General features: G+C 63.8%; 14 protein-coding genes. 7 read left to right on the top strand and 7 right to left on the bottom strand.

Going from position 1 to position 13,258, the window contains the following annotated elements:
- Positions 1-68: 68 nt before the first annotated feature.
- From BWP39_RS06430 to tsaE, 3 genes are all read right to left on the bottom strand, one after another.
- Positions 69-950, bottom strand: coding sequence for a pirin family protein (locus BWP39_RS06430; protein WP_096717918.1), 882 nt, complete (start codon positions 948-950; stop codon positions 69-71).
- Positions 951-1,042: 92 nt separating this feature from the next.
- The gene (locus BWP39_RS06425; RefSeq protein ID WP_096717915.1) at positions 1,043-2,599 is read right to left on the bottom strand and encodes an N-acetylmuramoyl-L-alanine amidase; all 1,557 of its coding nucleotides are present in this window, start codon (positions 2,597-2,599) and stop codon (positions 1,043-1,045) included.
- On the bottom strand, positions 2,581-3,138 hold the full coding sequence (gene tsaE / locus BWP39_RS06420) for a tRNA (adenosine(37)-N6)-threonylcarbamoyltransferase complex ATPase subunit type 1 TsaE (protein ID WP_096717913.1): 558 nt from the start codon (positions 3,136-3,138) through the stop codon (positions 2,581-2,583). The genes BWP39_RS06425 and tsaE overlap by 19 nt, the downstream gene beginning before the upstream one ends.
- 17 nt (positions 3,139-3,155) lie before the next feature.
- On the opposite strand from tsaE, the gene queG reads away from it, so the two are divergent.
- From queG to xerD, 3 genes are all read left to right on the top strand, one after another.
- Positions 3,156-4,406 (top strand): tRNA epoxyqueuosine(34) reductase QueG, encoded by a 1,251-nt coding sequence (gene queG / locus BWP39_RS06415; protein ID WP_096717911.1) that lies wholly within the window; start codon positions 3,156-3,158, stop codon positions 4,404-4,406.
- 67 nt (positions 4,407-4,473) lie between these two features.
- A complete protein-coding gene (locus tag BWP39_RS06410; protein ID WP_096717909.1) occupies positions 4,474-4,980 on the top strand; it encodes a methylated-DNA--[protein]-cysteine S-methyltransferase in 507 nt (168 codons plus the stop codon).
- Positions 4,977-5,936, top strand: coding sequence for a site-specific tyrosine recombinase XerD (xerD, locus tag BWP39_RS06405; protein WP_096717907.1), 960 nt, complete (start codon positions 4,977-4,979; stop codon positions 5,934-5,936). The genes BWP39_RS06410 and xerD overlap by 4 nt, the downstream gene beginning before the upstream one ends.
- A gap of 25 nt (positions 5,937-5,961) precedes the next feature.
- Here the strand turns inward: xerD and BWP39_RS06400 are convergent, their stop codons facing one another.
- Complete coding sequence (locus BWP39_RS06400) at positions 5,962-7,542, bottom strand: class I adenylate-forming enzyme family protein (RefSeq protein WP_235851378.1); 1,581 nt, start codon at positions 7,540-7,542, stop codon at positions 5,962-5,964.
- Positions 7,543-7,727: 185 nt separating this feature from the next.
- Here BWP39_RS06400 and ybaK point away from each other — a divergent pair, with 185 nt between their 5' ends.
- The gene (ybaK, locus tag BWP39_RS06395; protein WP_096717902.1) at positions 7,728-8,219 is read left to right on the top strand and encodes a Cys-tRNA(Pro) deacylase; all 492 of its coding nucleotides are present in this window, start codon (positions 7,728-7,730) and stop codon (positions 8,217-8,219) included.
- Positions 8,220-8,339: 120 nt separating this feature from the next.
- A complete protein-coding gene (gene plsY, locus BWP39_RS06390; RefSeq protein ID WP_096717900.1) occupies positions 8,340-8,993 on the top strand; it encodes a glycerol-3-phosphate 1-O-acyltransferase PlsY in 654 nt (217 codons plus the stop codon).
- An 89-nt stretch (positions 8,994-9,082) separates the two neighbouring features.
- Here plsY and BWP39_RS06385 read toward each other — a convergent pair whose 3' ends face one another.
- Positions 9,083-9,568: a YajQ family cyclic di-GMP-binding protein gene (locus tag BWP39_RS06385; RefSeq protein WP_096717898.1), complete on the bottom strand. Its 486-nt coding sequence runs from the start codon at positions 9,566-9,568 to the stop codon at positions 9,083-9,085.
- A 194-nt stretch (positions 9,569-9,762) separates the two neighbouring features.
- Between BWP39_RS06385 and murB the strand changes: the two genes are divergently transcribed.
- Positions 9,763-10,800, top strand: coding sequence for a UDP-N-acetylmuramate dehydrogenase (murB, locus tag BWP39_RS06380; RefSeq protein WP_096717896.1), 1,038 nt, complete (start codon positions 9,763-9,765; stop codon positions 10,798-10,800).
- Between the two features lie 92 nt (positions 10,801-10,892).
- Here murB and argF read toward each other — a convergent pair whose 3' ends face one another.
- Positions 10,893-11,822, bottom strand: a complete 930-nt coding sequence (argF, locus tag BWP39_RS06375) for an ornithine carbamoyltransferase (RefSeq protein ID WP_091011198.1) — start codon at positions 11,820-11,822, stop codon at positions 10,893-10,895.
- 438 nt (positions 11,823-12,260) lie between these two features.
- Between argF and BWP39_RS06370 the strand changes: the two genes are divergently transcribed.
- Positions 12,261-12,596 (top strand): DUF3579 domain-containing protein, encoded by a 336-nt coding sequence (locus BWP39_RS06370; protein ID WP_096717894.1) that lies wholly within the window; start codon positions 12,261-12,263, stop codon positions 12,594-12,596.
- A 203-nt stretch (positions 12,597-12,799) separates the two neighbouring features.
- Here BWP39_RS06370 and rpsT read toward each other — a convergent pair whose 3' ends face one another.
- A complete protein-coding gene (gene rpsT / locus BWP39_RS06365; protein WP_096717892.1) occupies positions 12,800-13,078 on the bottom strand; it encodes a 30S ribosomal protein S20 in 279 nt (92 codons plus the stop codon).
- Positions 13,079-13,258 lie beyond the last annotated feature (180 nt).

Below are 13,258 nucleotides of genomic sequence, written 5' to 3'. Positions count from 1 at the left end.
ATTCAATGCTTGATGCCCAGATGGCACGCTCGTGCGGCGTGCCTATGTAGTTTGATTATGCAACCGGCTCAGGCCGGCTTGCGCTCCGGCAACGGAATCCATTCGGTCTCGCCAGGTACCTTGCCCATCTGCTGATCCGTCCAGGCTGTTTTCGCGCGTTCGATTTTCTCGCGCGAACTCGCGACGAAATTCCATTCGATAAAACGCTCGCCTTCGAGCTTCTCGCCGCCCGCCAGCATCACCGTCGCCCCGCCGGTGCTCGCGAGCGTGACGGTTTCGCCCGGCACGAGCACCGCCATCTGGCCGGGTTCGAGCGGCGTACCGTCGATCGCGAGATCGCCTTCCACGAGGTACACGCCGCGCTCGTCATGCTCCGGTTCGAGTGCAAATGCGCTGCCCGGTGTGAAATGCGCGGCGACGTAGAGCGTGCCCGAAAACGTTCTGGCCGGCGCCGTGTGTCCGAACGCCGTGCCCGCGATGACACGCAGCGTGACGCCGTTACGCTCGATCTGCGGCAGCGTTGCGGCTGGGTGATGTTCGAACGACGGCTCGACGTCTTCGTCGGCGAGCGGTAGCGCGACCCAGGTCTGGATGCCGTGGATGGTCGTGCCGGCTGCGCGTTCCACCGGCGGCGTGCGCTCCGAATGAACGATGCCGCGGCCGGCCGTCATCCAGTTGACGTCGCCGGGAACAATCTTTTGCTCCGTGCCGAGACTGTCGCGATGCATGATCGCGCCGTCGAACAGATAGGTGACCGTCGCGAGACCGATGTGCGGATGGGGGCGCACGTCGAGACCGACGCCGGCCGCGAGCGTGGCCGGCCCCATGTGATCGAAGAAGATGAACGGGCCGACCAGGCGCGCTGCCATCGCCGGCAGCACACGCCGCACGGCGAGATTGCCGATGTCGCGCAAATGAGGTTTGAGGACCGCTTTGATCGAGGAGGACATGGCGCGCTCGGGGAAGAAGGGGACGATCGCCCATTCTACTGCCCGCGACGTGTCGTCATCATCGAGGCACGTCCAGGCACGCCCATGCACGGCTATGCCATGCGGTTTTTCGCCAGCGGCGGATTCGCTGCGAAATAGCGCTTGATGCCCTTCAGGATTGCGTTCGCCATCTTGTCGCGATAGGCGTCGTCGTTGAGGCGCCGTTCCTCGTCGGGGTTGCTGATGAACGCGGTCTCGACGAGGATCGACGGGATGTCGGGCGCTTTCAGCACGGCGAAGCCGGCCTGTTCGACCGAGCCCTTGTGCAGCTTGTTGATGTCGCCGATCTCGTTCAGCACGAAGTTGCCGTAGCGCATCGAATCGCGGATCTGCGCCGTGGTCGACATGTCGAAGAGCGCGCGGTTGACGCTCGCGTCGGCGGTCTTCACGTTGATCCCGCCGATCTGATCCGACGAGTTCTCCTTGTTCGCCATCCAGCGCGCCGCGGCGCTCGACGCGCCGTGATCCGACAGCGCGAACACCGACGATCCGCTGGCCTGCGGCGTCGTGAACGCATCGGCGTGGATCGACACGAACAGGTCCGCACCGACGCGCCGCGCTTTCTGCACGCGCACGTTGAGCGGCACGAAGAAATCGGCGTCGCGCGTCATCATCGAGCGCATGTTCGGTTGCGCATCGATCTTTGCGCGCAGTTTCTTCGCGATGTCGAGCGCGATGTGTTTTTCGTACGTGCCACCACCGCCGATCGCGCCCGGGTCCTCGCCGCCGTGACCAGGATCGATCGCGACGGTCAGCAGGCGCAACGTGCTGCCGTTGCCGGACTTCGGCGCCGTGAACTTGTAGCTGTCGTCACCGCTGCCGTTGTCATCGCGGCTGTCGTCGCTATTGTCGTTGCGCGCGATGGCCGTGGGCGGTGCCACCGGCGGCTTGCCGGGCGGACGCGTCGGTGTAGTGGGCGTCGGCGTGACGCGCGTCGGCGGACGCACGGTGTCGCCCGCGGGCGGGTTGTTCTGCGCGTAGCGCTGGAAGAACGCATCGCTGTTGTCGGTCCCGGTGGGCGGCGTGGCTGGGCCGCTCAGTGTCGCGGGCGGCGCGCTGTTGTTGTCGTTGAGCTGCTGTTGCTTGTGCTCGGACTGCGCGAGCAGATCCATCAACGGGTCGGGCGCAACGGCGGGATACAGATCGAACACCAGCCGGTACTTGTAGGCGCCGATCGGTTGCAGCGTGAACACCTGCGGTTTCACCGATCCCTTCAGGTCGAACACCATCCGCACGACATGCGGCTGATACTGCCCGACGCGCACGGCCTCGATCTGCGGATCGTTCGGTGTGATCTTCGAGACCAGGTCGCGTAGCGCCTGATCGAGATCGAGGCCGGTCAGGTCCACCACCAGCCGGTCGGGCGACTGCAGCGTCTGCTGTGTGGTTTGCAGCGGCTGATCGGATTCGATCGTCACGCGGGTGTAGTCGCGCGCGGGCCATACGCGCACGCCAAGTACCGAACTGGCATGCGCGAGGCGCGGCGCGACGAGGCCGAGTATCAGCGTCGATGCGCCGGCGCGCAGGATCTGCCTGCGCCGCCAGTTATGCGTCGCGGTGGCGGCGGCTTCGATCGAATGAAACGGTTTGATCAACATCTTTCGAGACATGCTTTTCCTGGTTCGCTGTATGCGTGGGCGACGAGCAGGCGCCCGTCGCCCACGACTTCAAGCGAGAAGACAAGATCCGGTGTGCCTAGCAGACCGCCCGCCTGTTGCGGCCATTCGACGAGGCAGATCGCCCCGGAATCGAAGTACTCGCGAAAGCCGGCATCGGCCCATTCGGCCGGATCGGTGAATCGATACAGATCGAAGTGATACAGCTCAAGTTCCCCATCGGGACGTTCGACCGCATACGGTTCGACGAGCGTGTAGGTCGGGCTGCGCACGCGGCCGGTGTGGCCGAGGCCGCGCAAGGTCGCGCGCACGAGGGTGGTTTTGCCCGCGCCGAGATCGCCGATGAGCTGCACCTGCAGCCCCTGGAACGTGGGCTGACCGCCTGATGAAGGCAGCGCAGTACGCACGGTTTCGATCGCGTCCGCGAAGCGCACACCGAACGCAATGGTGGCGGCTTCGTCCACGAGCGCGAAGTGGCGCTCGAGCAGGGCGTTAGCGGGCAATTGAAGAAGGCGATCGGGCTGGTCGGGCATTCTCGTAAAATGGCGTGATGAACCGAAGTCCGCAGTACCCCGTTGCAGACACGCCTGCGTCCGATGACGATGCGCGTGCCATGCGTCGTTTCGATGAAGCGGCGCTGACAGCGCTCGCCCTGCGCATCAAGACATGGGGCCGCGAACTGGGTTTCGGTGCGCTCGGTATCAGCGATGCCGAACTGCCCGATGCCGAGTCGGGACTCGCTGCGTGGCTCGAGGCGGGCTACCACGGCGAGATGGATTATATGGCCAAACATGGGATGAAACGCGCGCGGCCGGCCGAGCTTGTGGCCGGCACGCGACGCGTGATCACGGCCAGAATCGCCTATTTGCCCGCGCTGACACTGACGGGAGCGCATGCTGGAAAGGAAGCCGAAAGCGATCCGCTAGTCGCTTCAGACGCGCCCGACTGGCGTGCGGACGAAATGGCGCGGCTCGCCGATCCGTCCGCGGCGGTCGTGTCGATTTATGCACGCGGCCGCGATTATCACAAGGTGATGCGCCAGCGATTGCAGCAGCTCGCGGAGCGCATCGAAGCGGAAATCGGCGCCTACGGCTATCGCGTTTTCACCGATTCGGCGCCGGTGCTCGAAGTAGCGTTCGCGCAGAACGCGGGGATCGGCTGGCGCGGCAAGCACACGCTGCTACTGCAGCGCGACGCCGGTTCGCTGTTCTTTCTCGGCGAGATCTATGTCGATCTGCCGTTACCTACCGACGCATCGATCGATCCCGATAGTGCGCCCGAAACCGCCGGCGCTCATTGCGGAAGCTGCACGCGGTGTATTGACGCATGTCCGACCGGCGCGATCGTCGAGCCCTACAAGGTGGATGCGCGGCGCTGCATCTCGTATCTGACGATCGAACTGAAAGGCAGTATTCCAGAAGATCTGCGGCCGCTGATCGGCAATCGTGTGTACGGGTGCGACGACTGTCAGCTCGTGTGTCCATGGAACAAGTTCGCCCAGGCTGCGCCGGTCGCCGATTTCGACGTGCGGCATGGGCTCGATCGGGCGTCGCTGGTGGATCTGTTCGACTGGAGCGCCAGCGATTTCGATACGCGGATGCAGGGCAGCGCGATTCGCCGCATCGGCTACGAGTGCTGGCTGCGCAATCTTGCGGTCGGTATGGGCAACGCGCTACGTGCCGATGCGGCAACGCTCGCCGGCGCTGCCCGTTCCGCGATCGTCGACGCATTGCGCCGGCGCGCGGACGATCCGTCGCCGCTGGTTCGCGAGCATGTTCAATGGGCTCTCGAAGCAGCGTAAAGTAAGGGCATTTTCCGGCGTTATTACGTGGCCGGGTCGCATATCGCCGGGCTAGCAGGAGGCAACGATGTTCCACGCAGTAATCGACGCACCGTTTGGCAAGGTTGGTGTCCGTCTCGAAGACGGCACGGTGCGCGAGATCGTCTATCTACCGGTTTCGGTCGACAACATCGCCCCCACCTCACCCCTTGCGTTGCGTGCGGTCGAGCAGATCGAGCGCTACTTCGAACGCGCGTCGGCCACTTTCGATCTACCGCTCGCGCACGTCGGCACCGCGTTTCAGCGCCGCGTGTGGGACGCGATCTGCGATATTCCGCCGGGTAACGTGCTTACCTACGGACAAATCGCGAGGAAAATCGGCAGCGCGCCGCGCGCGGTCGGCCAGGCGTGCGGCTCGAACTATTTCCCGATCGTGATTCCGTGTCATCGCGTGGTGGGGTCGAACTGGATCGGCGGTTTTGCGCATCAGGATGGAGAGGGCTATCTGCGCGAGGTGAAGCGCTGGCTGCTCACCCATGAAGGTGTGCCGTATGCAGGCGGTGGCCACATGAAGCAGATGGGTCTCGCGCTATGAGCGAAGCCGCTTCGAATACCGCCGACGCCTCCTCTTCCTCCGACACCGTTGCAACGTCGCCGCTCTTCACGGCCAGCACCGCATCGATCGATGCGTTTTGCGACGCGCTGTGGCTCGAACACGGCCTGTCGCGCAACACACTCGATGCCTACCGCCGCGATCTCAAGCTCTTTGCCGAGTGGCTTGCCCGTACACGCGACCTGTCGCTCGACGCCGTCACCGAACCCGAGGTGACTGCCTACAGCGTGGTGCGCCAGAAAGACAAGTCGACCTCGGCGAATCGCCGGCTGTCGGTGTTCCGGCGTTACTACGCGTGGGCCGTGCGCGAGCATCGCGCGGCTGTCGATCCGACGCTGCGCATCCGTTCGGCGAAGCAGCCGCCACGCTTTCCCGGGACGCTCACGGAAGCGCAGGTTGAAGCGCTGCTCGGTGCCCCCGATGTCGATACGCCGCTCGGCCTGCGCGATCGCACGATGCTCGAGTTGATGTACGCAAGCGGGCTGCGCGTGACCGAACTCGTTACGCTAAAAACCGTCGAGGTCGGCCTCAACGATGGCGTGGTGCGCGTGATGGGCAAGGGCTCGAAAGAGCGGTTGATTCCGTTCGGCGAGGAAGCGCATGGCTGGATCGAGCGCTATCTGCGCGAGGCGCGGCCGGAACTGCTCGGCGCGCGCGCAGCCGATGCGCTGTTCGTCACGGCGCGCGCGGAAGGTATGACGCGGCAGCAGTTCTGGTACATCATCAAGCGCCACGCCGCGACCGCAGACGTTCACGCGCCGCTGTCGCCGCATACGTTACGGCACGCGTTCGCGACGCATCTGCTGAATCACGGCGCCGATCTGCGCGTCGTGCAACTGCTGCTTGGGCACACCGATATTTCAACGACGCAGATCTATACGCACGTTGCGCGCGAGCGGCTGAAGTCGTTGCATGCCGCGCATCATCCGCGTGGGTGATGACCGGTTGAGGCGTCACGCAACGTCACACGACGTCGCGCAACTTATGCTTGAGAATCTTGCCCGTTGAAGCAGCTGGCAGCGCCGCAAGCACACGGATTTCGGCCGGTTGCTTGTAGGGCGCAAGCCGCTCCCTGCACCATTGCGCCAGCACATCGGGCAGCACAGTCGAACCCGCCGCCAGCTCGACGAAGGCAACGACTTCTTCGTTGCCCTCCACCGCCCGACCCACCACCGCCGATTGCACGACTTCCGGGTGCGCATTCAGCACGTGTTCGACTTCGGCGGGATAGACGTTGAAGCCCGAGCGGATGATCAGCTCCTTGCTGCGCCCGACGATATGCAGCGCACCGTCTGCGTCCTGGCGGGCGAGATCGCCGGTCTTCAGCCAGCCGTCGCTGGTGACGGTGGCGTGCGTTTGTTCCGGGTTGCGGTAGTAGCCGAGCATCACGTTCGGGCCGCGCGCCCACAACTCGCCGATCTCGCCGGGCGCGGCCTCGACGCCGTCCAGCGTGACGAAGCGCAGCTCGACGCCGGGAATCGTTTGTCCAACCGAGCAATCGGTGCGCGGCGCATCGAGCATCGTCTGCGCGATGGTCGGGCTGCTCTCCGTCATGCCGTAACCGTTGTGCAGCGTGACGCCATACACGCCTTCGACGCGCGCTTTCAGCGCCGCGTCGAGCGGCGAACCGCCCGAGTAGGCAAACCGCAGATGCGGTGCCGACCACGCGTGGCCCTGCGTCTGCAGATGCTCGAGTAGCTTCGCGTGCATCGCGGGCACGCCCTGGAAGATCGAAATCCGTTCTTCGGCAAGCGCGCGCCGCACCGCTTCGGGCGAAAAGCGCGAGGCGAGCCGCAGCGTCGTGCCCGCGAACAGGCTGCCGAGACACACCGAGGCGAGACCGTACACATGCGAGATCGGCAGTACGGCGTAGACGACGTCGTTCGGACCGATGCGGCGCAACGCGCTCGAAATCCCGGCGATGAACAGCAGGTTGCGATGCGACAGCATCACGCCTTTCGGCGCGCCGGTGGTGCCGGTCGTGTAGATGAGGGCGGCGCATTGACGGTCGTTGGCGGCTTCGACCGGTTCGGTGGTAACGCTTGTGTCGAGTGCGTATGACCACGCGCCGATGTCGATAGCAAACGTGGGCGCTGCCTGTGCGTCGTGGCGCTGCGCGTGCTGCCGTGCATCGGGCGACGCTTCGATCGCATACGCGACGATGCGCGGTTGCGCATGGGCGCGGATTGCATCGAGTTCGGCGGCCGAAAGGCGTGCGTTCGATACGAGCGCCCACGCGTCGAGCTTCGCCGCCGCGAACAGCAGCACCACCTGCACGACGCTGTTTTCCGCCACGATCATCACGCGATCGCCGCCGCGCACGCCTAGCGCCTGCAGGATCGCAGCGACGCCGTCGATCGCTTCGGCGAATTGCGCATAGGTCAGGCTGCGTGCGTCTTCGATCAGCGCCGGATGCTCAGGCTGCCGGGCCGCCGCGCGCGCCGGAAGCTCGGCGATGCGTGCGGGCAGGGCGGCGAGCAGGGCGGGGACGTCGATGGGCGGACGAGGGGCGTGCGTAGCGGCGCCCTGTGAGTCGATATTCAATGCTGTCTCCGGTGCCATGCGGGATGATTGCTGCATCGTCTGGATGACCTGTGAACGACTTAGGTGACGGGTCGACCGGTCCATCCATGCGATGATTTTCGAACGATCGTGCCACAAGCCACGGCCGCGCACAATCGAGGATAGGGCAAATAGCCGTTGCGCAGCACGGCCATTACAATGCGCCGATGAGCAAATCCAGACACGTTTCCGAAACGCCCGCGACCCAGTTTCTGCGCCGGCACGGTGTCGCGTTCGACGAGCATCCGTATGACTATGTCGAGCATGGCGGCACCGCCGAATCGGCGCGCCAGCTCGGTGTCGACGAGCATCACGTGGTGAAGACGCTGGTGATGGAAGACGAGCATGCCAAACCGCTGATCGTCCTGATGCACGGCGACCGTACCGTCTCGACGAAGAACCTCGCGCGGCAGATCGGCGCGAAGCGCGTCGAGCCGTGCAAGCCCGAAGTCGCGAACCGGCACTCCGGTTATCTGATCGGCGGTACGTCGCCGTTCGGCACGCGTAAGGCGATGCCGGTGTATGTCGAATCGACGGTACTCGAACTCGAACGCGTTCTGCTGAACGGCGGGCGGCGCGGTTTTCTCGTCAGTATCGAGCCCGCTGTGCTCATCGCGTTACTCGATGCGAAGCCCGTGCAGTGCGCGAGCGTAGAGTGAGCTGGGTGACGCTGGACGCGTAGCGAAGTGGCGGTTCGGTAGAATGGCGGCCGTTGCGTTCGTGTTCGTGTGCAGCGGCGGCGCCTTCCCCCTAAGACCAAGAGACAAAAGAGCCCCAACATGGAAAACCTGATCGTCGCTGTCGCAGCCTATCTGATCGGTTCGGTGTCGTTTGCCGTGATCGTCAGCGCTGTGATGGGGTTGGCCGACCCGCGCTCGTACGGTTCGAAGAACCCCGGCGCGACCAACGTGCTGCGCAGCGGCAACAAGACAGCGGCAATCCTGACGCTGGTCGGCGATGCGTTCAAAGGCTGGCTCGCGGTCTGGCTCGTCGATCACTTCGGTGCGCATTACGGCCTCGACGACGACGCGGTTGCGCTTGCGGCGATCGCCGTGTTCCTCGGTCACCTGTACCCGCTGTACTTCCGCTTCAAGGGCGGCAAGGGCGTGGCGACCGCGGCGGGCGTGCTGCTCGCGATCAACCCGGTGCTGGGTCTCGCCACGCTGCTGACGTGGGTGATCGTCGCGTTCTTCTTTCGCTACTCGTCGCTGGCGGCGCTGGTGGCCGCGATCTTCGCACCGCTTTACGACGGGTTCCTGTTTGGGCCGAGTATCGTCACGCTTGCGATCGTCGTGATGAGCGCGCTACTGATCTGGCGTCACCGCGGCAATATCGCGAAGCTGATGGCGGGGCAGGAAAGCCGGCTCGGTGGGAAGAAAGACGACGCGGGCCAGGCTGCGGGCGGTGACAAGCGTCAGCAGCGTCGCCACTGAATGGGCCGGGGCGTACGGCGCGGTTTGCCATGCCGGCGCGCTAGCTGCATCAGTTGCGCCGGCTAAACGGTCGCGTTGACCGCACCGCCTCAGTCGCGAAAGTTGTTGAAGTCGAGCGGCGTATCGGTGACATCCTTGCGCAGCATCGCGATCACGCCTTGCAGATCGTCGCGCTTCGTCCCGGTCACGCGCACCGCGTCACCCTGAATGCTCGCCTGCACCTTGATCTTGCTGTCCTTCACGAGTTTGACGATTTTCTTCGCGAGATCGCCCGACACACCTTTCTTCACGGTGACGATCTGCTTGACCTTGTCACCGCCGATCTTCTCGATCTTGCCGTAGTCGAGGAAACGCACGTCGACGTTGCGCTTCGCCATCTTCGACAGCAGGACGTCCTTGACCTGGCTCAGCTTGAATTCGTCGTCGGCGAACGCGGTCAGTTCGCGTTCCTTCTGCTCGACACGGGCATCGGACCCCTTGAAGTCGAAACGGGTGGAGATTTCCTTGTTGGACTGCTCGATCGAGTTCTTGACTTCGATCATGTTGGCTTCGCTGACGACGTCGAACGATGGCATTGCTTTCTCCCAATAGTGCTGCGTGCGCGGCGCGGCAGGGGCTGCGCACCACGCTCTCGCTATAATCACGGACCGGTTGTCATTTTACCGGCGCCATCTCGTTTGCCCAAGGCCGCTGCGCAATAAGCAGTGATGTCGCAGGAGCATTCCGCGATCCTGATCGATCGATCACCTCGTTATTCCCGTGTATTCCCATGCTGCAGCCTGATTCCCCCTCGTTCGTTACCGGCTACCCGCTACGGGCGCACAACACTTTCGGCTTCGATGTGCGCGCGCGTGTCGCGTGCCGGATCGAGCATGAAGCGCAGTTCGCGGCGGCCGTGCGCGACCCGCGGGCGGCGGGGCTGCGCCGGCTCGTGCTGGGCGGTGGCAGCAACCTGGTATTGACCAGCGATTTCGACGGGCTGGTGCTGCTCGTCGCATTGCAGGGGCGCCGGGTAGTTCGCGAAGACAGCGATGCATGGTACGTCGAAGCCGCAGCCGGCGAGAACTGGCACGCGTTCGTCGCGTGGACGCTCGACCACGGGCTGCCCGGCCTCGAAAACCTGGCGCTGATTCCGGGTACCGTCGGTGCGGCACCGATCCAGAACATCGGTGCGTATGGGCTCGAGATGGCCGAGCGTTTCGCCTCGCTGCGCGCCGTGGATCTCGCCACCGGCGATATCGTCGAAATGGACGCTGCTGCGTGCCGGTTCGGGTACCGCGACAGTTTCTTCAAGCAGGAAGGGCGGGACCGTTTTGCCATCGCATCGGTGACATTCAGGTTGCCGAAAGCCTGGACGCCGCGTGCCGCCTACGCCGATCTCGCGCGACAACTCGCTGTGCAGCAACAGGCCGACGCACCGGATGCACGAGCGATCTTCGATGCGGTGGTGGCGGTGCGCCGCGCGAAACTGCCCGACCCGTCCGCACTGGGCAATGCCGGCAGCTTCTTCAAGAACCCGGTCATCGATGCCGCGCATTTTGCCGCATTGAAGGCGCGCGAGCCGGAGCTGGTGTCCTATCCGCAACCCGACGGCAGCGTGAAGCTGGCGGCAGGATGGCTGATCGATCAGTGCGGCTGGAAAGGCCGGGCCATTGGCGCGGCCGCCGTGCACGAGCGTCAGGCGCTCGTGCTGGTGAATCGCGGCGGCGCGACCGGCGCCGAGGTGCTCGCGCTGGCGCGTGCGATTCGTGAGGATGTGCTGCGCCGGTTCGACGTGGAGCTTGAAATGGAGCCGGTGTGTCTCTGATGCGCTGCGTGCGAAGCGACCTCGCGGTCTTTTCAGGTACGTTTTGCACCTGAAAGCTGTCTGGCTGCGAGGCCGGAAATAGCGCGTATCGCTCAGTGGTTCAGCTTGCCGAGCAGCAGAAATTCCATCAGCGCCTTCTGCACGTGCAGGCGGTTTTCCGCCTCGTCCCACACGACGCTTTGCGGCCCGTCGATCACTTCCGCGCTGACTTCTTCGCCGCGGTGCGCCGGCAGGCAATGCATGAAGAGCGCGTCCGGGCGCGCGCGCGCCATCATGTCCGCGTCCACGCACCAGTCCGCAAAGGCTTTCTTGCGGACTTCGTTTTCCGCTTCGAAACCCATGCTGGTCCAGACATCGGTGGTAACGAGGTCGGCGCCCGCGCAGGCTTCGTCCGGATCGTCGAATTCCTTGTAGAACGGCGCGCTATCCGCGGAAACCAGCCCGTGGTCGAGCTTGTAGCCCGGCGGCGTGGACAGTTGCAGCTTGAAGCCGAGAATCTGCGCGGCTTCGATCCACGTGTAGAGCATGTTGTTCGCGTCGCCGACCCACGCGACCGTCTTGCCGCGAATCGGCCCGCGATGCTCGTAGTACGTGAAGATGTCCGCCAGCACCTGGCACGGGTGATATTCGTTGGTCAGACCGTTGATGACCGGCACGCGCGAGTTGTCGGCAAAGCGCTGGAGAATGTCCTGGCCGAATGTGCGGATCATGATGATGTCGACCATTCGCGAGATGACCTGGGCCGCGTCTTCGATCGGTTCGCCGCGCCCGAGCTGGGTGTCGCGCGTGCTCATGAACACCGCGTGACCGCCGAGCTGGAAGATGCCCGCTTCGAACGACAGGCGCGTGCGAGTCGAGTTCTTCTCGAAGATCATCGCGAGCGTGCGGTCGTGCAGCGGATGATACGTCTCGTAATTCTTGAACTTGCGTTTCAGGATGCGTGCGCGTTCGAGCACGTACTCGTAGTCGTCCAGCGAGAAATCCTTGAACTGCAGATAGTGACGAATTTTCTTGGCGGTCATAAAAACAAATACGGCGGACTGACCCGGCGAAAGTGCCGGACGGCGCCGCCGTCGTTTGTGGTAACTCGATGCAGCATAAAGGATTTTGCTCCGTTTGACGAGCCGGCCGCGAGAGCCGTCTGGGCGCGGCAGAACGTCATTCAGGAGGGGCGGAACGGTCTGTGTGCAGTGCGGAAAGAGGTCCGCTGCGCTATAATTGCGCGGTTTTCTGAAGTCCGGCCAGCGGGTTCCCTGCTTGTCGGAACGCGGGTCGCACACCCGGCACGCTTTCCTTGCGATGCACCTCCACGGTCGCTGTCGTGGTCGCTGCCCCGGCCGTCCTCCGGCTGCCTGCGGCACCTGGTGGCACGTACTGCGGGCTGTGTGCAGCGTGTTCGCGCAATCACACACGCAGCGGCGTTAGCCGGCGCTTTGCCGGGCAGTCAACAGGTAATCTACATGGCCGAAGCACCCCCAACCGAGTATTTCATTCAGGGCATTACGCACAGCGGAAAGACGTTTCGGCCGAGCGACTGGTCGGAGCGACTCGCTGGCGTGATGTCATGTTTCGGGCCGGGTGCGAAAGGGCCGAATGCCAGACTGCAGTACTCGCTGTACGTGCGTCCTACGATGCTCGGCAATCTGAAGTGCGTGATCCTCGACTCGCGTTTGCGCGACATCGAACCGATGGCCTTCGATTTCGTGCTGAACTTTGCGAAGGACAATGACCTTGTCGTGACGGAGGCCTGTGAGTTACCGCCCGAGCACGGTACGCGCAAGGGTGCTCCCGGCTAGACGTGTAGCAAAAGTGTCATTGAAAAAACCCGCCTCAGCGGGTTTTTTACGTTTGACGTAATACTCCAGCCTCACAGGTAGCAGCACGCTGACACGCTTCGCTTGCGCGCCTCAACCGCCGGACAAACAAAAAAGCCCGCCAAAGCGGGCTTTAATGACGCAGCGGAAACAGGAGGCGGTCCGCTGTCGCGGACCTGCCAGGATTACTGTGCTGCGGGCGCTTGCAGGCCCTTGAGGGCTGCAGCGAGGCGGCTCTTATGGCGAGCAGCCTTGTTCTTGTGAACGATTTTCTTGTCGGCAATGATGTCGATGGTCTTCGACGATGCCTGGAAAATTTCAGCGGCCTTGGCCTTGTCGCCGGCATCGATTGCCTTGCGAACAGCCTTGATGGCGGTGCGGAACTTCGAGCGCAGCGCCGAGTTGTGCGAGTTGGCCTTGGCGGCCTGGCGGGCGCGCTTACGTGCTTGTGCGGAGTTAGCCATGACGGTTCCTTATCCTGTTCCTGTTTCCAGAGCCTGACCTGAAAGGGTGGTCGGGCGCTGCTTTTAATCCGACCTCTGGAAGCGATTGCCCAGAGGCGCAAAAAATAAAATTCGACGACGGTCTACGCGAAATCGGCCAATTTTTATGGCCTGCGCAGCAGCCCGACAGTCGAGCAAGCT

It is taken from the genome of Paraburkholderia acidicola, assembly GCF_002362315.1.
In the GTDB taxonomy this organism is placed as follows: domain Bacteria; phylum Pseudomonadota; class Gammaproteobacteria; order Burkholderiales; family Burkholderiaceae; genus Paraburkholderia; species Paraburkholderia acidicola.
The sequence above is the reverse complement of the archived record's forward strand: the minus strand, read 5'-3'. Positions and strand labels throughout refer to the sequence as shown.

Excerpts from the sequence above, each read along its gene's own strand:
- BWP39_RS06430 (WP_096717918.1), bottom strand. The coding sequence starts at position 950 with ATGTCCTCCTCGATCAAAGCGGTCCTCAAACCTCATTTGCGCGACATC.
- BWP39_RS06370 (WP_096717894.1), top strand. The coding sequence starts at position 12,261 with ATGGCCGAAGCACCCCCAACCGAGTATTTCATTCAGGGCATTACGCAC.
- ybaK (WP_096717902.1), top strand. The coding sequence starts at position 7,728 with ATGAGCAAATCCAGACACGTTTCCGAAACGCCCGCGACCCAGTTTCTG.
- murB (WP_096717896.1), top strand. The coding sequence starts at position 9,763 with ATGCTGCAGCCTGATTCCCCCTCGTTCGTTACCGGCTACCCGCTACGG.
- argF (WP_091011198.1), bottom strand. The coding sequence starts at position 11,822 with ATGACCGCCAAGAAAATTCGTCACTATCTGCAGTTCAAGGATTTCTCG.
- xerD (WP_096717907.1), top strand. The coding sequence starts at position 4,977 with ATGAGCGAAGCCGCTTCGAATACCGCCGACGCCTCCTCTTCCTCCGAC.
- BWP39_RS06425 (WP_096717915.1), bottom strand. The coding sequence starts at position 2,599 with ATGTCTCGAAAGATGTTGATCAAACCGTTTCATTCGATCGAAGCCGCC.
- tsaE (WP_096717913.1), bottom strand. The coding sequence starts at position 3,138 with ATGCCCGACCAGCCCGATCGCCTTCTTCAATTGCCCGCTAACGCCCTG.
- rpsT (WP_096717892.1), bottom strand. The coding sequence starts at position 13,078 with ATGGCTAACTCCGCACAAGCACGTAAGCGCGCCCGCCAGGCCGCCAAG.
- BWP39_RS06410 (WP_096717909.1), top strand. The coding sequence starts at position 4,474 with ATGTTCCACGCAGTAATCGACGCACCGTTTGGCAAGGTTGGTGTCCGT.
- queG (WP_096717911.1), top strand. The coding sequence starts at position 3,156 with ATGAACCGAAGTCCGCAGTACCCCGTTGCAGACACGCCTGCGTCCGAT.
- BWP39_RS06385 (WP_096717898.1), bottom strand. The coding sequence starts at position 9,568 with ATGCCATCGTTCGACGTCGTCAGCGAAGCCAACATGATCGAAGTCAAG.
- plsY (WP_096717900.1), top strand. The coding sequence starts at position 8,340 with ATGGAAAACCTGATCGTCGCTGTCGCAGCCTATCTGATCGGTTCGGTG.